A 19,988-nucleotide genomic window follows, 5' to 3' on the forward strand; every position below is an offset into this window, starting at 1 on the left:
CCAGTCCGGTGATATCCACAGTGCTGGAAAAGTCATTGCTCTTGAACGCCTCGATCTGCTTGACGATCACCTGGTTGAGACCGGCGAGTTTCTTGATCTGGCGACGCAGAAAGAACGCCTTGAACTCGCCATAATGGGCAATGAAATTATCGACATATTCATCGCTGAAGCGCGTATTGCGACCGACCCGAAAGAAGAAGATCGCGGTCAGGGTCTGGTTCAGATTAAGACCGAGAATCTCGCCGAATGTAGAAAACCCGGACAACGGCACCTGGCCGAAAATACCGTTCATGCTGCGCAGATCGGCCGCATTATTCAGCCGGCGCAGAATGCAGTCGTTGAGAATCCCGGCAATCGGCTGGCCTTCCTTGCCCTGTAAAAAGCGCTGGTAATCGGCGTGTGTGGCTTCACGGATCGGCGTGCGCTTGACCATCACCAGCTCTTCTCCAGGAGCCACATCACAGAACAGCTGCACGATCTGTTGCGCGTAGTCGATGCGGGCAATGGAGCGGACAAACAACTCCTGGCCGACACGGATAGCGAACGAATAATCGGCCAGGTGTTTCTCCAGGGCCTGCGGCTCGCATTTGAAGGCTTCGCACAGTGCCTGGACCATGGTCTTGATATCGCCCTTGGCGTCGATGACCTGATGGATAGTACGGTCCTCCAGGGATGCCGTCAGCACGCTGAAGCTCAAGTTTGCCGGCTGGAAGTTCTGGCTTTTGAACACACCGAAACGCACGCCCGGCGGGCACTTGATAAAGGCGATCTGCGCATGGTTTTCATAACTGCGCTGGCCGTCATGGATCAGGGTCTTCTTGAAATCGCCCTTGCCACCGGCCGAACCGCCGACAAACAGGCAGGGAAAACGCCCGGACTCATACAGCGCCTCCATGAAGAACGATTCGGACGCCGACAAACCATCGAACACCACATAAGCCAGGGTGTCACGGTGATCGATGGCCGTCTGCACCTGGACCTGCCTGATATTGGCCACCAGCCGGGCAATACGCTCACGCATCGGCAGGCGTTTGCCGCCACCGCGAATGTCTTCGCAGCTCAGCGGCACCATCACCACCTCGGCCGACGCAACCACGCTGCTATCGAACAACTGTAGTACTATCCGATCCCAGTGCTCGCCAGTGGCGCAGTACAACTGCTCGCTGACATTGCTCAACTCGCCGGAGGTAGTGCAAAGGCTGATGGCGCAGGTCGGGAACCGCTGCTTGAGCTGGCGCGCCACCTGGTCGATATCCAGATGCGGGGAAATGAATCCACTAACCAATACCGGATTGAAACGCAAGGCGTGCAGGCTGCCTTCCAGTTCCCCGGCCTTACAGGCCAGACTAAATGTCCCTTGTGAAGCAGTAACGGCCTTGCCGAACATACGCAAAGGATTCATAAAACACCCCACAGAATAATCATTGTAATTATGCGAAAACCCGTTTGAACGACGAGCACTGCTGCAAACCGATACCCGTGTATAGGATCCTTGTTTAACCGTTGAGCCTTAAAATCCGACGGCATGACTCGGATTCCCTCTTTAAAGCTATCGGCCGAAGGGCCAATGGCCCGCAGTCAATTACACCGTAGCACCGTTCACTCGGATCCAGCTGACCCAAGTCACAGCCAACCGTAGACAAGTTATGCGCCCGTAGGTAGCACCGTAAAAATCTGTGCTAAACCTTTCAGGCGTTCCAGGATTTTTTACAGTCGTTTCCTAGGAAGAGGTTTGGCCCATGCGCTTGAACATGCCGATTACTCAAACAGAAAGAACCTTTCCAGAGTCCGAGCGACTGATCTCTACCACCGACCTCAATAGCCGCATCACATATTGCAACGATGCTTTCGTTGCGCTGAGCGGCTTTACCCGTGAAGAACTGATCGGCCAGCCCCACAATCTGGTCCGCCACCCGGACATGCCTGCATCGGTGTTCGCTCATATGTGGGAAACCATCAAACAAGGCAAACCCTGGATGGGTGTGGTCAAGAACCGCTCCAAACAAGGGGATTTCTATTGGGTCAGCGCCTACGTCACGCCGGTCTATGAAAACAGCCAGCTCGTCGGCTATGAATCTGTGCGCTCCCTGCCCACCCGCGAACAGGTCGGCCGTGCTGATGCTCTCTATGCGCGATTACGCGCAGGCAAGCCGCCGGTTTCGGCACTCAACTCGATCAGCCACCATTTGCTGCGGCAGTTGCCGATGATCATCAGCGCCGCCGTACTCACTACGGGCACGTTGATGCTGGGCGATACAGGTGCCGTGGCGCTGACTCTGCTGGTGGTGGTAGTGCTTGGCACCTATACAGAACTGCGTCAACGCAACAGTCTGAAACAAACTCTGGCCGAACATCCCAAGGCGTTCAGCAGTCCGCTGGTGGCCCTGACCTACAGCGACAAACGCGGGCCGCTGGGGCAACTGGACCTGGCCATTCATAGCGAAGAAGCGCGACTGCAAACGGCCCTGACTCGCCTGGTCGACGCCGGTGAAAGCGTCAAGCAGCGGGCCGGGCAGTCAGCCAGCCTGTCCGCCCAGCAGGCTCGCTCCCTCGATCAGCAACGTAACGAAACCGATCAGTCAGCCACCGCCATCAACCAGATGGCGGCGACCATCCAGGAAGTCGCCCACAACGTGCAGAACACCGCCCACGCCGCCGAGGATGCCGACCGCCTGGCTCAGGAGGGCCGCGGCCTGGCCGACGACAGCCTGCTGGCCATCCGGCATATGGCCAACTCCGTCACTGAAATCGCCGAGGCGGTGAACGAGCTGGCAACCGCCACGCAATCCATCGGCAGCGTGGTCGATGTCATCACTTCGATTGCCGAACAGACCAACCTGTTGGCACTCAACGCCGCCATCGAAGCCGCCCGTGCTGGCGAACAGGGCCGTGGCTTTGCTGTAGTCGCCGACGAAGTCCGCTCCCTGGCCTCTCGCACCCAGGCCTCGACCGGGCAGATTCAACAGATCATCACGCAATTGCGCGAAGGCGCCGAACGGGCCGTGACCACCGCCAGCAAGGGTGGGCAGATATCTCAGGAAAGCGTGGCCAGTGTCGAAGCCGTGCAAAAGGCCCTGGACGGCATCAGCAAGGCGATTACCCAGATCACCGGCATGAGCCAGCAAATGGCCTCGGCGTCGGAAGAACAGAGCCATGTCGCGGAAAGCATCAGCCAACAGATCACCCGAATCGCCCAACTCTGCGATCAGAGCGCCGGGCAGGCGGAGCAAGGCTCGAAGATCAGCCGGGAGCTGGAGGAGATGGCGCAGTATCTGCACAGTCTGGCGGAGCGGTTTAATCGCTGAGACTTCGCCTTTGCTGAAGAACGGACGACAGTTACAGTGAGAACACTATTTATCGCAGGTTTGTCGTCATAGCCGGATATCGGGTACTGATGATGTCTTCCAGTTCAACCGGCCACTCCAGCAGGGTGTTGCCGGTTTTACGAAAAATAACGGATGACGCCAGAAAACTTTCCGGCTGTTCGGCAAATGCGGTAACGGCGTGACAGCGGGCCGCGACAATATAAGCAGGCTCATCCATACGTGTTTCCAGTATTTCAAAGCCCAAAGGCTCGTTCAGCAAAGCCTTCCACGAATCTTCCGAGAATCGCCAGAAATCCCAAGGTTGGTCATGCAACGGCCAGCATTGATGCGTCGTGAATATACCAATGGCTCCCCGCTTCATGACTCGATTGATTTCGATCATGGCTTTCCAAGGCATGAGCAAATGTTCCAGGACAGAAAAGGCCATGACACCGTCGAAGTAATCCCGAGGATATGACCGACTCAGTTGATGGGCATCCCCTACAACGTCCACATTAGGCCCGTCCAGCACATCGAAACCGCTATAACACCAACCTTCCGGCAACAGTCCTTTACGTACTATTCCGGAGCGCGCGCGCGAGCCAATCTCCAACAAGCGCTGAGGTTGGCCGGGTTCAGAATTCTCTTTATCGCGCACTTGCTGGCTGAACACACTCATCAGACTGTCTTTAGGGCTGCCCAAATGCGAGATGGCCGCTGATGTGCCGTCCTTGAAAAGGATCAGTAACCTGGCGGCAATCATTGCTGCTCGACTGTCCGGAAAAACCAGACTGTGATCGAAGCGAGAGTGACTGGCTTGAGGACCGAATACCGGTACCAGGTCCGGACTTTTATCCCCGAACGCAACCGCATAGGTTCCACCATTGGGAACCTGCAAGAGCAGCCTGGCGATTTGCAAGGCGGGGCTGTATATCCACCCGCTCAATCGCAGCGTTCCCTGGAATATTGAAAAACGATCAATGCAGTATGCTCCTGGATAGGCAGGGGCATCGGCAGCTGGCCCAGCGACTTTACGTTTCATGCATGACCTCCTTCCCTATAGGAAGTTGAAGTACGCGGTGGCCACGCCAGACCAAAATCATGATGCTCCAGCGTCAGATTAGGGTTGTAAGCGCCATCGCTTCCAATATCCGGCCAACGCTGTTGCATATATTCAACTTCGCGCACGAAGCGCGCCTGCTTCTGCGGCGTATCTTCCAACCCGCGGGTGGCGGACTCATGGTGGTAGAGCTCTGCAAAGGGAGTCCAGACGTTGGTGTAACCGGCCTCCTGCACGCGCAGGCAGAAGTCGACGTCATTGAAAGCGATCTTCAGGTGCACTTCATCAAGGCCGCCGACCTGCTCGTAGATGGATTTGCGAATGACCAGGCAGGCTGCCGTCACAGCAGAAAGCGACTGGATCAAACTGGCACGACCAAAGTAACCGTGTTCCCCCTTGGGCAAGAACTTGTGGGCGTGATTGGCAATCCCCCCAACGCCCAATATCACCCCGCCGTGCTGCAAACGATCATCGGCAAACCACAGGCGCGCGCCGACTGCGCCGACACCTGGCTGCAGGGCGATGGACACCATTTCCTCCAGCCACTCAGGGGTAATGACTTCGATGTCATTATTGATCAACCCCACCAACTCGCCCCGCGCCAGCCTCACCGCGCTATTGTTCAGTGCCGAATAATTGAACGGCCCGTCGTCGCGAAGTACTCTGATGTTTGGCTCTTGTTCAAGCCGGGCGAAGTACTCCAGCGACTCAGGCTCATCCGAACCGTTATCGATCAGAATCAGCTCATGATGCTGATAGGTGGTCAGGGCCCGAATGCTGTCGATGCATTGCCTGACCAATCCATGGGCGTTGCGGGTTGGGATGATCAGGCTGACCAGCGGGCGGCGCTGGGGAAGCTCATAGCGCACACGGTACATGCCTATCGGCAGTAATTCGGTACGGGCCGCGACGCCCAAGCGTTGCAGATGCTCATTCAGGGCCTTGACGCCTGCCTGCACTGCGTAGGGCTTTTCATCGGTGGCCATGGCCGTGCTGCCGGGATGCGCCCGCCAGTGATAGAGCACCCGAGGGATATGGACGATTTGCCCCGGCTCAAGCCGCTCGATGCAGCGCATCGCCAAATCGTAGTCTTGAGCCCCTTCGAAGCCGCTGCGAAAGCCGCCTGCCTGGCTGACCAGATCGCGTCGATAAACCCCAAGATGCGACACCATGTTCTGCGACCGAAACAGAAACTCGTTCCAATCCGGTTTGAAATACGCCCCGCTACGCCGCCCCAGGGTATCGATCTTGTCTTCGTCCGAATAAATCAATCCGGCATCCGGATGTTCGATGATGGTCCGCGCCACCCAATACAACGCGTGTTCGGGGATGAGGTCGTCGTTGTCCATCAGGGCCAGGTATTGGCCGTCAGCGATGGCGATGGCCGAGTTGCTGGCGGCGCAAATATGGCCGTTCTGTTTACGAAAAACCAGGCTGATCCGCGGCTCTTCCGTTTGCAGGCGCTCCAGCAGCGTTCGCACTTGCGGGTTGGTTGAGGCGTCGTCGGCGATGCATAGCTGCCAGTTCGGGTAGAGCTGAGCCCGCACACTGTCGACGGCCTGGCGCAACAGGTCCAGAGGCGGGTCGTAGACCGGCATGATGATGGAGATCAGCGGCGGCTCGCTCCAGCCGCGAATCTCTTCGCGGATCTGTCGACGGGCCAGATTATCGAGAGTGTCATAGCGTTCGATCCAGGCCGTATAGTCATTACGATCGGGAACCGTCGAAGGTTTGATCGCTTCTGCTACGACCGGCGACGCGCTAGCGCTGAACCAGCGCCATCGCGCAAGCAAACCCTCAATGCCCTGCTGGCGCAGCACCCTGATCGACTTGCGCAGGGTCGCCTGCAACCCACCGCCCCGGCGAATCACTGCGGGTAACAGGACCGAGGCGCGCTTGAGGCGGCGGGCAGTGAGGACCGAGGCACGGACCGGCGCGCTCAGGCGCCGGCTATAGGAGGATTCCAGCGCCCTGATCTGCAGGTTCAGATGGTGGATATGGGTATCCTTCTCCGCCCCTTGAATCATCAGCGCATGATCGCGTTCAGCAATGGCCTGGTCTTTTTCGCGCCGCAACCTGTCCAGCGTCTCTTCCAGTTCGTTAATCAATGCCTGGCGGTCGCGGGTAACGAGGTTATGGTCAGTGAGCAGGCGCTCCACCGTCTCAATGGTTTCGTGTTCGGACTCAATGACGCTCTCGGCCAGGGTATGAGTGACCTTGTCCAGCTCGCTCATCTGCTCGGTCATGGTCTGGAGCTGCCGGGCCAGGGGTTGTAAAGCGCCCTGCAAAGTCTGCTGGTATTCGTTGACGGCGTTGAGTTCAAGGCTGATCAGTCGCGCCATGACTTCATCGGTGTACACCACCATGTCCAGTGCCAGGGTCAGCCCTTGCAGGTCCTCGCGCCCGGCAAGATCGAGGGGCAGCACCAGATAGGGATCGTCATCCAGGCTCATGAAAAACACCGCAGCCCCGGATTTCTCCACTTTCATCAGCCCGGAAGTGGCGGCCAGACTGTCGATCTGCCGGTCCCAGGTCCAGACGTCCCCTGCCGCGCCGTACAAGCGAATAGTGGTCAGGGAAAAGGATACGCGCCGATCCACCGGATCCAGACGCAGACGCCTCGCGCCTGGCTGTACCGTAGAGAAGTTGAATTCCAGCCGTTGTGCGCCCGGTTCCAATTCCAGAGCGAGGCTGGCGTCCTCGCGAAACTCACCATCGCCGTTGCTGTAGTACAACTTGGCCCGCAGCGGCGGCGGAACGTGCACGACTTTCTGATTGAGCGGCTGATCGGGCTTCCAGTCCAGAAATTCGACGGCATCCCGGCTCGTGACAAAGGACTGGAACAGTGCCTCGCGAGCGATATAGCGCCCCAGATCGGCGTCCATCACCGGTAGTTCGGCAGCACGCAGGGTTTCCATGATGAATTGCCTGCGCGTGGGAGGCATGACGCTGGGATAAAACGGTGTGGCGCTGGCGATCAGTAATAGCAACGAGCGCAACAACAAATGGCCCAGCTCCACGCCCGCGGTCGCTTCCCATTCGATATCGATCAGCGTGGGCGAGCCATCGCGGCCCATGAGGATGTTATGCGGTACGGCATCAATGAATATTCCCGGCAGCCGTTCATTGGCATCACGCAGTTCGCAACTCTGCCCCTGCTCTGCCAGCAACATGCGCAAGGTATCCAGGTATTGGCGGATGAACAGGGCAAAATCCTGAATGCCCCAGTCAGGGGTCGTGGCGATATTGAAAAAACGCTGGCTCAAGGGCTTGCCGCTGACATAGGCATCGACCTCGCTCAGCCTGTGGCGCACCTCCCCTTCACCGTCGGGGCTCGCCTCGGCACGCAGAGGCTTATGGTGCACTTCAATGCCTGATGCCGTCTCGATGAATAGCGACGCCTTGCAGAACGCCGGCTGGCGACTGGTGTTGTAGTGATACGCCAGGATGTCTGCCGCCACGACTGGCTCGGCAGTATTCGACGCAGCGATCAGGAACGAATTGGCCAGCTCCATGCCCAGACCATTTTCGATCACCACCGGCCAGGCTCTTTCCAGGTTGAAACCAGTAGCACCCGGCAGTTGCGGGTCTTTCTTGACGTTCTGCCAGGCCAGGGCGGCGGCATCGAATGACGGTACGGTAAAACCGCGCTCGGTGGTGATGGAATGCGGCAGTTTGTAATCCGGGGCCGGATACAGGAACTGCGTCTGCTCAAATCCGGCCGCAGCGATCAGTTGCGCCAGTCGGCGGCGGCCGAAAGTCTGCGGCTGGCCTTTGATATAGCGGCCCTCGATACCGTACATGGGCACACAGAGGTGATCCTCCGGCGCCCCGGCGAAATACTTCAGGCCTAGCTGGTTCTCGATAGCAATAAAGAGTTTGCCATCAAGCCGCAGCAATTGATGAACCCGCTTGAGCATGCTCAACGCCGCGTCGCTGTCACGGCTGAACATGCTGGCATATTCGAGTACACCGACCAGGGTAATGACGTCAAAGCGCTCGTCACTGTCAAAAGCGTCGAAACGCTCGGCCAGCACCGTGACGTTGTCCTGGTCACGGGTACGGCTGGCCGCGATCCGCGCCCGCCGCACACTGCCTTCCAGACTCAACACCTGGCCCCCGCACTCACCCAGGTAACGACTGATGGCGCCGCAGCCTGCACCGATTTCCAGGACTCGCCCCGACAGGCAATGCTCGAATGGCCGCAGGATATTGCCCCTTGCGGTGCCCAGGTGGTACAGCGATGGCCAGTCGGTACAGTGTCGGCTCAGTTCGCTGGAGAGCACTGACAGGTCACGGGCCTGCTCGATAATCCGCGCGATGCGCTCTTCGCTTTCATCGCCATCGCTATAGGCCAGGCCCTGGTATCCGGGCCGCAGCCACAGCCCCAATTGTGGATCAAAGTCATAAGGCGTCCCTTCAAGCATGAGCGTCATTGAGCACCTGATCGATTTCCATGGTGACGGCCAGATCTATGAGGCCGAGTAACTGCGGGGTAGTTGGCACGACAAAATGAATGGCGTCGTAGCGCCGGTCGTGGGGCACGATGTCGTTGCCATGGCGGGAGGCAACGCCAACAGAGATGAAGTAATCACCGCTGGCCAGACGATTGACGAAGCTCAGGCAGGCCCTGGCGCTGCTGCCCGCAGTACCCAATGCATGGGTGGTCGGGCTTTCCAGCAGCAAGGAGTTGGTGCCATAGACCGTGACGCCCTCTTTGGTCTTGACGGTGAAGCCCAGGATCGGATTGATGATCGTGCGGTTGAAGCGAATGGCCAGATACAGCACGACTTCGGCACCGGAATCGATAGCGGCGCTGAATTCGTGACCGTCGCAGGTCAGGCGAAAATCCAGCAGACTGGCGGCGCCGTCACCCCAGCGGTACTCGTGGGGATTGAAGCCCGGGCGTGTGGCGAAGACCTCACTGCCAAAACTCAACAGCGGTTGGTCCGCTTCAAGGACGGTTGATTCGAGCCTGCGGGCGATCTCCGGCGCAGAGGGCATGTCGACCGGTTTTTCCCGGCCAAACAGCAGATCCAGATAGCGATTGATCACCGCCCGGGACGGCCCGATCATGGCGACCCGGCTCTGCTCCAGCAAAATGGCGCGATTGCAGTGGGTTACCACCTGCTCGCTGGCGTGGGTGACCAGCAGGATGCTCGTGCCATTTTCTTTCAGCTGTCGCAGCCGCTCGAAACACTTGGCCTGAAAGCGCGCGTCGCCCACGGACAGGGCTTCGTCGACGATGAGTATCTGCGGATCGATCTGCGCCTGCACGGCAAACGCCAGGCGCACCACCATGCCGCTGGAGTAGGCCTTGACCGGCTGCTCGATGAAATCACCGATATCGGCGAACCCGGCGATGGCATCAAAGCGCTCATCGACTTCCTCACGGCTCAGGCCCAGCACCGAAGCGTTCAGATACACGTTTTCGCGCCCGGTGAACTCGGGGTTGAAGCCCGAGCCAAGCTCCAGCAGCGCCGCCACCCGCCCATAGGTCTGCACCGCTCCCGCCGTAGGCATCAGGGTGCCGCAGATGATCTGCAGCAGCGTCGATTTGCCCGAGCCGTTACGGCCGACAATGCCCACGGTCTCACCACGCATGACCTCGAAATCAATATTGCGCAGCGCCCAGAACTCACGACCATAGGCTGTCTGTTGCATGCCAAGACGACGCTGCAGGCGTGGGATCAGGGAATGCTTGAGGCGGTCGAACGGTTTCTCGTAGGTGTAGAAGCACTTGGAGATATCCCGCACGCTGATGGCAATGTCCTCAGATGACATCGGCGAACCCCTTGCGTGTCTTTTGAAAGAACCAGAAGCCGGCCGCCGCGATCAACAAGGCAATCAGCAGTGCCAGGCCGAGGCTGTCCCATTGCGGCGGCTGGCCGAACAGCAGGACGTTGCGGCTTTCTTCGATGATGTAGGTTAGAGGATTGAGCTTGAGCCAGGACTGATAGGTCTCGGGCAGCGCTGCTACCGGATAGAGCACTGGCGAGAGAAACAGCAGGACGGTGGTCAGCACCGTGATGACCTGGCCAATGTCCCGCAAGTAGACACCCAGGGCTGCCAGCAACCAACTGAAGCCCAGGGTGGCAATCAGCAACGGCAGCAACACCAAAGGCAGGAAGACCGCCGACCAATGCAGTTGCTGGGTCAGGATCAATTGCGCCGCCAGCAAGACCATCAGGCTGATAAAGCTGTGAAAGAGCGCCGCCCCCACCGTCACCACCGTCAGCACTTCCAGGGGAAAGACCACTTTCTTGACGTAGTTGCCATTACTGACGATCAATGAAGGCGAACGATTGGCGCACTCGGCAAACAGGCCATGCACAATCATTCCGGTAAACAGCAGAATGGCAAATCCACCCTTGCCGTTATCCTGCCCGGGCCAACGCGACTGGAACACTTCGGAAAAGACAAAGGTATACACCGCCAACATCAATACCGGATTAAAAAACGACCAGGCCAGGCCCATCACCGAGCCACGGTAACGCCCGCTTATTTCGCGAACGATCATCACACTGATTAATTGCCGGTAATACCAGAGCGTTCGAACAAGATGCAGGGGGCCAGCCCCCGGGACATGATGAGGGTTCACGTTAATGTGAGTCTCCAGTGATGAGATCCGCAGGACCGGCTTTAACCGGGAGTGGGCCTGTATATCCGCAGGATTTTCTGGATCATGGCAGACGTTCTCCCGGTTGAAGACGACCCTGTGCTGCTCGTGCCTGTTGTACGGCAGCACAATAGCTACCGCCACTGAATGCCGTACCGGTCAGATAGTTTTCATGGTGGTTTGTTGTAACGCAGTGTGGCAGTCAATAGAGTGCCTGCACGAAAGAGTCGATGAGTGGTAGGCAACTTGATAAGTCACTGAAACAACTATTTAGAATAATCATTATTGATACAATACAACGGCAGGAAGTGTGTAGATAACGCAACACTTGATCAAGGCCGATGCAACTTACCGCATCGACCTTGATTGGCAGTCGTTATTTAGCTCCAAACATTGCCGTCCAATAAATCCCCGCGTCACTCTTGGGATCGGTCGCATAAGCCGCGCCCAGTTCGTTGATCAGCGGATTCATCAGATTGGCGCATTGTTCCGGGCTGCCTAGCCAGCCTTCGACCACTTTACGGGTGGAGTCCTGCCCGGCGGCGATATTTTCATCGACCTGGGTGCCGCCGTATCCCGCCAGTTCGGCGCGATCGCCAGGGGTATGACCGTCACCGTCGGTGTGGTCGAAGTAGTTATGGTTGGCCATGTCACGACTGTGGGCCTCAGCCGCATTCGCCAGAATGGCGTTCCAGGTCATCGGCGGCGCCGCAGAGAACGACTCGGGCCCGCAATTGCGCGGCGTGGCCCGGGCACCATTGATCATGGCCAGCATCTTCTGCCCCTCGCCCTGGCCATCACCCAGACGCGCCGTCAGCATCGGCCGTGCCAGAACGATGCGCCACTCGCGGTCTTCACGGCTGACACCGATATCGACGAACTGCGGGTCCAGGACGACCTGGCAAAAGGTTTCTTCCACGGCCTTCATCGCCGCCTGGGCATCCCGGGGGCCGGAGAGGCTGATGGCCTGGACGTTGACCATGGGATAGGTCGCACGGGCCAGGGCCTGTTGCAGGTCGCCGATATTGCGCGCCGATAGTACCAGGCGCGGGTCGCTGGTCAGGGGCGGGAGCTCGTGGGAGACCTGTCCGCCGCACTGATGCAATTGGCCGCGGTAGGCGTTGATCGAGTCAATCAGCTGCGTTTCTTCACTGGCCAGGGCTGAAGTGGCAAATACCAGGCCCAACGACAGCGCGGTGAGATGCACAACGGATGAGATAACGCGCATGGAAGTCCCCTTCAGGCAGATTGCGCCGATGATCGCGATTTACCCCCCTTCAGGGCAATGCCTTTGAGAAAGAAGCAGCACGTATTGAATAGATGCGGTCTATCCGCTGGCGCGAGGCGGCAGCGGATACTGGGGTGTGAGACGGGAATTTGGCCGGACAAGTTCCCTGAGCAATGCTCTCAGAAGCCTGGCAGCTGGCTTGTGGGACCGGCTTTAGCCGGGAAGACGAGGTGATGAACGATAGAAATGCTTCGATCCCGCATTCGACTTCCCGGCTAAAGCCGATCCCCAAAGACATTGCGCCATGCCAGTGATTACTTGGCGAACAGCTGCCCGATATCCTTGAACGCCTTGAATTCAAGGGCATTGCCACATGGATCGAAGAGGAACATGGTGGCCTGCTCGCCGACCTGGCCCTTGAAGCGGATGTAGGGTTCTATCACGAACCGGGTGTTAAACGAACGCAGCCGCTCGGCCAGCGCTTCCCACTCTTCCCATTGCAGAACGATGCCGAAATGCGGCACTGGCACGTCATGGCCGTCCACTGCGTTGCTGTGGGCGTGTTCCTGGGACGAGGTGCGCGGATGCTCGTGAATCACCAACTGATGACCGTAAAAATTGAAGTCGACCCACTGCTCACTGGAACGGCCCTCCTCCAGGCCGAAAGTCTGGCCATAGAAAGCACGTGCGGCGCCAAGGTCGTAGACGGGAATTGCCAGGTGAAAGGGCGAAAGGCTCATCAGGTGCTCCAGGATCTGTTTTAGGTATGAACTGCAGACTCATGCTAAGGCGCGTGACCAAACAATAAAATCAATATATTTTTCTCATATACACAAAGGAAATTTATGAATGATCCGCGAATTGAAAACCCTGGTCGCCGTCGCCCGTGAAGGCACTTTTGCCGCTGCAGGCAACCGCATCGGGTTGACGCAGGCAGCGGTCAGTGCGCAGATGCAACGGCTCGAAGCGGAATTGGGCTTTGCCCTGTTCGAACGCAAGGGCCGCTCGGCGCAGTTAAATCGCAAAGGGCATCACACGCTGTTGCAGGCCCAGGAACTGATTCGCCTGTACGACAACCTGGGCTCCGCCGACGGCGGTGAAGCCGCCAACATCCTGGTCAGCATCGGCGCCATCGCCTCGGTGCAACGGGCCCTGCTGCCCGATGCCCTGGCCCGCTTCCACCGCGAATGGCCCGGCTGTCGCAGCCGGATCATGCCGGGGGTCTCCATGGAACTGCTGAATCTGGCGGATGCCGGGGATATCGACCTGGCGGCGATCATCCGCCCGCCCTTCGCGCTGCAAAGCGACCTGCGCTGGACCAGCCTGGCACAGGAACCCTACCGTCTGATCGTACCGGCGGACCAGCCGGGGGATGACTGGGCGCAGTTGCTGTCCACTCAGCCTTTGGTGCGCTACGACCGCTCTTCGTTCGGCGGTCGTCAGGTCGATCGCTTTCTGCGGCGCATGCATTTCAGCCTGCGCGAGGTCTGCGAGCTCGACGAACTGGAAGCCCTGGTCCAACTGGTCGCCAATGGGGTGGGCGTGGCCCTGGTGCCCGAGACTACCGCGCAAAAGGGCTGGCCCGACAGCGTGCGGGTGCTGGATCTGGGCAGCCACACCTTCCACCGTGACGTCGGCCTGGTGCATCGGGCGCCGGGCACCCTGAGCGAGCCGGTGAATATGCTGATCCGCCTGCTGACGGAACGGACCCGGGCGAACCACCCTGCAACTCATTCAATCGTGTAAAACCATTCGAATTGGATGAGATCCGTGGGACCGGTTTTAGCCGGTCCCACATCTGTTGATTTGTGTTTGCCGAACGACAACCCGGTGTCAGCTCCCGTGACAGTTGATCCAGTTCGAAGCACAGTTGGTTATTGCGCGAGGTACTACACGTGACCTGCCCCATCACGACTCCGCCGCCGCCGATTCGCGGAATGCTCCAGGGGTCTTGCCGAACCAGCGCTGACACGCCTTGTGAAAACTGCTGGGATCACGATAGCCGAGGGTGGCAGAGATATATTTGAAACTCTTGTGGGTGTGGCACAACAGATAGTTTGCCAGCTCACGTCGGCAGCTTTCCTGTAACATCGAGAAGTTGGTCGAGGCCATCAACAGATGATTCTGCACACTGCGCGCGCTGACATGCAAAACTGCAGCGACCTCGGCCAGGGTTAACAGCTCGCCTTTCATCAGACCTTCGACCAGGACTCTTTTAACATCCAGGATAATGCTCTTGTCCTCTAACTCCTGCAGGAGCGCATCACAGTGTTGACAATGAATGGTGCTGAGCAGCGCATTCGCAGTAAAAACAGAAAAGTTGTCTACTTCTGCGGCAAACATCACGGAATTGTAGGGCGACGAAAAGCTGAGATTATAGCCGAACAACTCGTTCAATCCGGTCAGATCGGTCGGTTTCGCATAACTGAACTCAGCGCCCACTGGCACCAACTTCTTGCCCGGCACCAGCCAATGAATCAGGCCCAACAACATGGCCATACCCGCATCGATCAAATACCGTGACTCGGTGGGACTGACACTCATTTCATACGCCATGACTTTGACCATACCCCGCGAGCGTCGAATAAAAATACGCGAACCGTCAGTGGTCAATGGATGATAACGGGCGAATCGATCGAGGGCCTGACCCAGGGTCGCACTGGACATGATGGCATAGCCATGGGTATTCAAATTACCCGGATGAGCATGGTTGTAGGCTAGCAGGCCGATGTCCTGGCGATTGCACTGGCTGGCAGCCGCAGCAAGCAACGCATAAACGACCTTCAGATCGACGCGCTGATCACCCGCCCCATTCAAGTCCCAATCCCGTCCATAGCCTGGCAACCGGGAAATATCGATGCCGTTCTCCATCAATGCTTCACATATTGACTGCAAACAGGAGTTGATGATCGTCGGCATATAAACTTCCATGAATTCAATAACAGGGTCGCTCCCCTCTGCCAAGCACCAACTTACATACAATGCCTATCCGTCAAGACGCGGAGTATCCTGGGACAATCGAAAGGTTCCTCAGGACACTATACGTTTGGCGGGGAACGAGTGAGAATAGATTGGTTCCACATTGCCATCACCACAATTAACCAATCAAAAAATAAAACCGACTTAAATCTTCCTGCTGTCATTGGAACTGCGGCAATGCTTGACGTGAGCGAACGTAACTTGACGACTCAGACAGGGATAATCGATGCCTAACTTTACTGCCACCACTCACTTCTACTTGCCTGCGGACACTGATACATGTATCTGAGAAAGCTCTCTATTGCCAAACGCACCGTCGCTTCGTTTGCTGTCATGATTCTGTGTGTCATTGGCCTGGGTATCTTCAGCCTGGCCAAACTTGAAAGCGTGCGTAACGAAGGCCTGATCATCGAAGACAGCGCCCTGCCAGGTATTGCCCTGGGCGATGACATAGCACTGAGTTTCGCCAATACCCGTGTGGCGATCATGAAGATGCTTGCGGCGGCCGACGATGCTGCATTGCAAACCAGTCATGACGAATACCAAACACGAAGCGCAGCGTTCAACGATGCCATCAAGCTATATATGCCGCTGATCAATACATCCGGGGAAAGGGACATACTTGGCGAACTGACCAGCCTGTACAGGCAATATGGCGCGGCCGCCGATAACGTCCACCAACTGTTGAAAAACAGCCAGCGTGACGAAGCCCGGAGCCTGATCGCCGGGTCTATGACCAACCTGGCAGCAGGTATAAACAGCCAGTTGAAGAAACTCGAAAAAATCAATGACGATGCCAAGGAACAGGCATCAACCAACGCCAGCAACGTGTATGACAGCACTCGTCAGGTGACCTATGCGGTCATCGCCCTGCTGATGTGTTTTACCCTGCTGCTCGCCTGGCAATTGACGCGCAGCCTGGCCGGCCCCATCGCCGAAGCCCTGAGCGTATCCCAGGCCATTGCCGCCGGTGACCTGCGTGCCGGCACCCTGGATACACGGGGCACCGACGAGCCGGCGCGCCTGCTGCAATCAATGGAGCTGATGCGCGCCAACCTGCAATCCACCCTGACTCAGGTCAGCGATGCCTCCAAGCAACTCTCCAGCGCTGCCGAGGAAATGGGCGCGGTGATGCGCGACAGCACCGCCGACCTGACGGTGCAGAATGGCGAAATCGAGATGGCTGCCACGGCGGTCACCGAGATGAGTCAGGCGGTCGAAGAAGTGGCGCGCAATGCGGTCTCGACCTCAGCCGAATCCCAGGAGTCGTCCAGCACCGCACGCCGCGGCCAGGCCGAATTGAAACAGACCGTGGGTTCGGTACTGGAACTGGCACAGAACGTCACTCGTGCCTCCGATCAGGCGCAGTTGCTGTCGCTGAAGATCCGCGAGATCACCCGGGTGCTGGAAGTCATTCGCTCGATTTCCGAACAGACCAACCTGCTGGCCCTCAATGCCGCCATCGAAGCTGCCAGGGCCGGTGAAGCCGGGCGTGGTTTTGCGGTGGTCGCCGACGAGGTCAGAGCCCTGGCTCATCGCACCAGCGAGTCCACCAAGGAAATTGAGGACATGATCGAGTCGATCCAGGAAGGCACCCAAAATACTGTTTCGGCCCTGGCCGTCAGCTCACAGCAGGCGCTGCTGACCCAGAGTCAGGCCGAGGCCGCCAACGACGCGCTGGCGTTGATTGCCGACTCGGTATTGAGCATCACCGACCGCAACACTTTGATTGCCGCTGCTTCCGAGCAACAGGCACAGGTCGCTCGGGAAGTGGACCGCAATCTGGTGCGTATCCGCGATCTATCGGCCCAGACAGCCGTCAGGGCCGACCAGACGACCAGTGCCAGCCAGTCACTGGCCGGGCTGGCCAATGACCTGAATGTGTCGTTACGCCAGTTTCAGTTATAAGTTCCGGCGCGCGACTGCGGGAGTGATTTTGTCGGCTCTGCCTGGGTCAAGTGTTGCGTACGATGTATCGCGAATTTTGTGGGAGTTGATTTATCCAAGAAGAAGTCTGCACGATCATGACTTTTTCGCGGATAAATCCCTATCTGCAACACCTGACGCAGACAGAGCCAATGAATTCAGTCCCACCCTGCCTGGCGTTTGCGCAACAGCGGCATTAAAAGCGAAACACATTCATCCAATCGGCTTGATCGAGACCACTTCGAAATATTTATACTTCTTCTTTTTCGCCTCGTTCTTGGCGTCCAGTTCGGCGGTCAGGGTGCTAAGGGTGTTGGCGTCGTAGACAAAGACTTCCAACTCGCCCTCGAATTCTTTGGTGACATTCATCGTCACGCGTAACTTCGGGGACAGCGGTTTTGCGCGGGGTTTGCTGGTGGCGTTGGACTTTGCTGGCGGGATAATAACTATTTCAGGTTCAGGGGCCGGCGGTTTGGGGGCCGGTGGGGTCGAGGAGCCGAACAGCGCCTGGCGCATCTCTTCCTCAGTCAGTCCTGTACTCATTGCGATTTTCTCGTTGCCGTTGGTGAAAGACGGGAATATTCAACAGTCGGCGCTCATATTACAAGGCCCGGTGCAATTATTGTAAAAAGTCCCCGGACTGTCCGCCCTGTTTAGCGGCATTCACATGCTGTTTTGGCAGCGGATCCGATTGACAATCCCTAGCCGAACATCGACCGCGGCTTCAAATATCAGCAGCAAGCGATCCAGTTCGGCATCCACACAGTTACCCGACAGCCGCAGCGCATGGACCAGTATGGCGGAGGAAATCCCGGCTTCCACCACCTCCAGAGTCCCGCCTGCACAGTGGATCCGTTCCAACGCATTCGAAGCCGCCACAGCGACATCAGCAGACAGAAACCGCACTTGCTCGGAATTCGTCATCACGGCACCTCGTTGAATTGCCATATACGGATATACCGTCCATGGACTCAAAACCGATAACCCCGGCAGGAGACAGCGACGTACAGACTGCCGGGGGAGCTCTCGCACTCATTGTCAATGAGTCTTGCGCAACGTAATGATTCAATAAATTAATAGCCCATGGCGTGGGTGGCCATCCAAGCAACAGGCCATCCAGCCCCCATCTCACGGAAAAATGTGACCGATCTGGCAATCCACGGAACTTATGGCACGACAAAATCCAAACAATCATTCTCCAAAAGAGAATAAATCCATCTTAATTATTCAGTTTTAATGACATCCTCGCCAACGTTAGTCTGGTTCCACCCCACTCCCAGAGAATTGGTGCCATGACTACGATCACGCCCCACACTCACGCGATTTCAATTAATCCGGCGACGGGTGAACAGGTCGCACATTACCCCTTCGAATCCGCCGCCGACCTGGATGCCGCTCTGGGCCGCGCTGCCAAGGGTTTTGCCACCTGGAGACGCACGCCGGTCGAACAACGGGCTCAGGCTCTGATTGCCTTGGCAAAAACGCTTCGCGCAGCCGCCGGGCCGATGGCGCAGATGATTACCGTGGAAATGGGCAAGCCGATTGCCCAGGCCGAAGGTGAAATCGAGAAGTGCGCCAATCTGTGTGAGTGGTACGCCGCCCAGGGCCCGGCCATGCTCAGCGCCGAAGCCACTGAAGTTCCCGATAACAAGGCACGCATCGAGTACCGTCCCCTGGGCGCAATACTGGCGATCATGCCGTGGAACTTTCCGATCTGGCAGGTGCTGCGCGGCGCCGTTCCAGCCCTGATAGGCGGTAACACCTATGTGCTCAAACACGCGCCAAATGTCATGGGCAGCGCCTATCTGCTGCTCAAGGCATTCCAGGATGCCGGCTTCCCTGCCGGGGTTTTCGAAGTCATTAATGTCACGCCCGACGGTGTTTCTGCGGCCATCAAGGATGACCGTATCGCGGCCGTCACTGTCACCGGCAGCGTGCGTGCGGGTTCGGCCATCGGTGCCCAGGCCGGTGCCGCGCTGAAGAAATGTGTACTGGAACTGGGTGGCTCCGACCCGTTTATCGTGCTCGACGATGCCGATATTGATGAAGCGGTCAATGCTGCGGTCATCGGTCGCTACCAGAATACCGGCCAGGTCTGCGCCTCTTCGAAGCGCATCATCGTCGAACAAGGCGTGGTCGAGACCTTTACCCGCAAATTCGTCGAAGCCACTCGCAAACTGGCCGTGGGCGATCCATTGCAACGTGAAACCTATATCGGCCCTATGGCCCGCTTCGATCTGCGCGATGAACTCGACCAGCAAGTGCAAAACACCCTGGAGCAAGGCGCGACCCTTCTGCTGGGCGGCGGCAAAACGTCAGGTAACGGCAATTTCTACGATGTCACGGTGCTGGGGGATGTCACCGACCAAATGACCTCGTTCCGCCAGGAGCTGTTCGGCCCGGTAGCGTCGATCATCACCGCCCGTGACGCACGCCACGCCCTGGAACTGGCCAATGACAGCGAGTTCGGCCTGGCCTCAACCATTTACACCCGCAACGTCGCCCTGGCCGAAGAGCTGGCGGCCGAAATGGAAGCTGGCGGCGTATTTATCAACGGTTACTTCGCCAGCGACCCTCGCGTCACCTTCGGCGGCGTGAAGAAAAGCGGTTTCGGTCGCGAGTTGTCGCACTTCGGCGTGCGCGAGTTCTGCAATGCTCAGACGGTGTGGCTGGATCGTAGGTAAATCAGGCCGATAAACGAAAGGCCCGGTGTATATATAGTGCCCCGGGCTTGTTGACTTCAACGGGGGTGGATTCCAATTCCATCACCGCATTTCATCCCTTCAGGCAAACAGGTTTGCACTGCGAAAAATCCTCGGCACCCCTGCCACATGACGCGGTCAATCCAGTAACGAACTGCGGACTGCGTGC

General features: G+C 57.8%; 12 protein-coding genes and 3 pseudogenes. 5 read left to right on the forward strand and 10 right to left on the reverse strand.

Translation table 11 applies throughout. The annotated features are described in order from the left end of the window. Positions 1–247 precede the first annotated feature (247 nt). Positions 248–1,402, reverse strand: a pseudogene (locus tag ACCD02_RS06435) (FIST signal transduction protein); the annotation flags it as partial. 349 nt (positions 1,403–1,751) lie between these two features. Between ACCD02_RS06435 and ACCD02_RS06440 the strand changes: the two are divergent. Then, positions 1,752–2,021 (forward strand): annotated as a pseudogene (locus ACCD02_RS06440) (PAS domain-containing protein); the annotation flags it as partial. Positions 2,022–2,807: 786 nt separating this feature from the next. Beyond that, positions 2,808–3,305 (forward strand): annotated as a pseudogene (locus ACCD02_RS06445) (methyl-accepting chemotaxis protein); the annotation flags it as partial. A gap of 49 nt (positions 3,306–3,354) precedes the next feature. Here ACCD02_RS06445 and ACCD02_RS06450 read toward each other — a convergent pair. The 6 genes from ACCD02_RS06450 to ACCD02_RS06475 form a co-directional block, all read right to left on the reverse strand. Next, the gene (locus ACCD02_RS06450; RefSeq protein ID WP_413299551.1) at positions 3,355–4,347 is read right to left on the reverse strand and encodes a methyltransferase domain-containing protein; all 993 of its coding nucleotides are present in this window, start codon (positions 4,345–4,347) and stop codon (positions 3,355–3,357) included. Next, positions 4,344–8,801 carry a glycosyltransferase gene (locus tag ACCD02_RS06455; RefSeq protein WP_413299553.1) on the reverse strand — a complete coding sequence of 1,486 codons (4,458 nt, stop codon included), beginning with the start codon at positions 8,799–8,801 and terminating at the stop codon, positions 4,344–4,346. The genes ACCD02_RS06450 and ACCD02_RS06455 overlap by 4 nt, the downstream gene beginning before the upstream one ends. Beyond that, positions 8,785–10,149 carry an ABC transporter ATP-binding protein gene (locus ACCD02_RS06460; protein ID WP_413299555.1) on the reverse strand — a complete coding sequence of 455 codons (1,365 nt, stop codon included), beginning with the start codon at positions 10,147–10,149 and terminating at the stop codon, positions 8,785–8,787. The genes ACCD02_RS06455 and ACCD02_RS06460 overlap by 17 nt, the downstream gene beginning before the upstream one ends. After that, positions 10,139–10,966: an ABC transporter permease gene (locus ACCD02_RS06465; RefSeq protein ID WP_413299557.1), complete on the reverse strand. Its 828-nt coding sequence runs from the start codon at positions 10,964–10,966 to the stop codon at positions 10,139–10,141. Before ACCD02_RS06465 ends, ACCD02_RS06460 begins: the two co-directional genes overlap by 11 nt. Positions 10,967–11,360: 394 nt before the next feature. Next, a complete protein-coding gene (locus ACCD02_RS06470; protein ID WP_413299559.1) occupies positions 11,361–12,212 on the reverse strand; it encodes a CAP domain-containing protein in 852 nt (283 codons plus the stop codon). 314 nt (positions 12,213–12,526) lie between these two features. Beyond that, a complete protein-coding gene (locus ACCD02_RS06475; RefSeq protein ID WP_413299561.1) occupies positions 12,527–12,952 on the reverse strand; it encodes a VOC family protein in 426 nt (141 codons plus the stop codon). Positions 12,953–13,061: 109 nt separating this feature from the next. On the opposite strand from ACCD02_RS06475, the gene ACCD02_RS06480 reads away from it, so the two are divergent. Further along, positions 13,062–13,958, forward strand: a complete 897-nt coding sequence (locus tag ACCD02_RS06480) for a LysR family transcriptional regulator (protein ID WP_413299563.1) — start codon at positions 13,062–13,064, stop codon at positions 13,956–13,958. Between the two features lie 162 nt (positions 13,959–14,120). On the opposite strand, the gene ACCD02_RS06485 is transcribed toward ACCD02_RS06480, so the two are convergent. Then, a complete protein-coding gene (locus ACCD02_RS06485; RefSeq protein WP_413299565.1) occupies positions 14,121–15,131 on the reverse strand; it encodes an AraC family transcriptional regulator ligand-binding domain-containing protein in 1,011 nt (336 codons plus the stop codon). A gap of 339 nt (positions 15,132–15,470) precedes the next feature. Here ACCD02_RS06485 and ACCD02_RS06490 point away from each other — a divergent pair, with 339 nt between their 5' ends. After that, a complete protein-coding gene (locus ACCD02_RS06490) occupies positions 15,471–17,099 on the forward strand; it encodes a methyl-accepting chemotaxis protein (protein WP_413299567.1) in 1,629 nt (542 codons plus the stop codon). A 231-nt stretch (positions 17,100–17,330) separates the two neighbouring features. Here ACCD02_RS06490 and ACCD02_RS06495 read toward each other — a convergent pair whose 3' ends face one another. Then, complete coding sequence (locus ACCD02_RS06495; RefSeq protein WP_413299569.1) at positions 17,331–17,660, reverse strand: hypothetical protein; 330 nt, start codon at positions 17,658–17,660, stop codon at positions 17,331–17,333. Between the two features lie 120 nt (positions 17,661–17,780). After that, positions 17,781–18,041, reverse strand: coding sequence for a hypothetical protein (locus tag ACCD02_RS06500; RefSeq protein ID WP_413299571.1), 261 nt, complete (start codon positions 18,039–18,041; stop codon positions 17,781–17,783). Between the two features lie 368 nt (positions 18,042–18,409). On the opposite strand from ACCD02_RS06500, the gene ACCD02_RS06505 reads away from it, so the two are divergent. Further along, positions 18,410–19,801, forward strand: coding sequence for an aldehyde dehydrogenase family protein (locus ACCD02_RS06505; RefSeq protein WP_413299573.1), 1,392 nt, complete (start codon positions 18,410–18,412; stop codon positions 19,799–19,801). The last annotated feature ends 187 nt before the right edge of the window (positions 19,802–19,988 follow it).

The sequence above is a fragment of the Pseudomonas sp. Pseusp88 genome, assembly GCF_047303955.1.
Taxonomy (GTDB): domain Bacteria; phylum Pseudomonadota; class Gammaproteobacteria; order Pseudomonadales; family Pseudomonadaceae; genus Aquipseudomonas.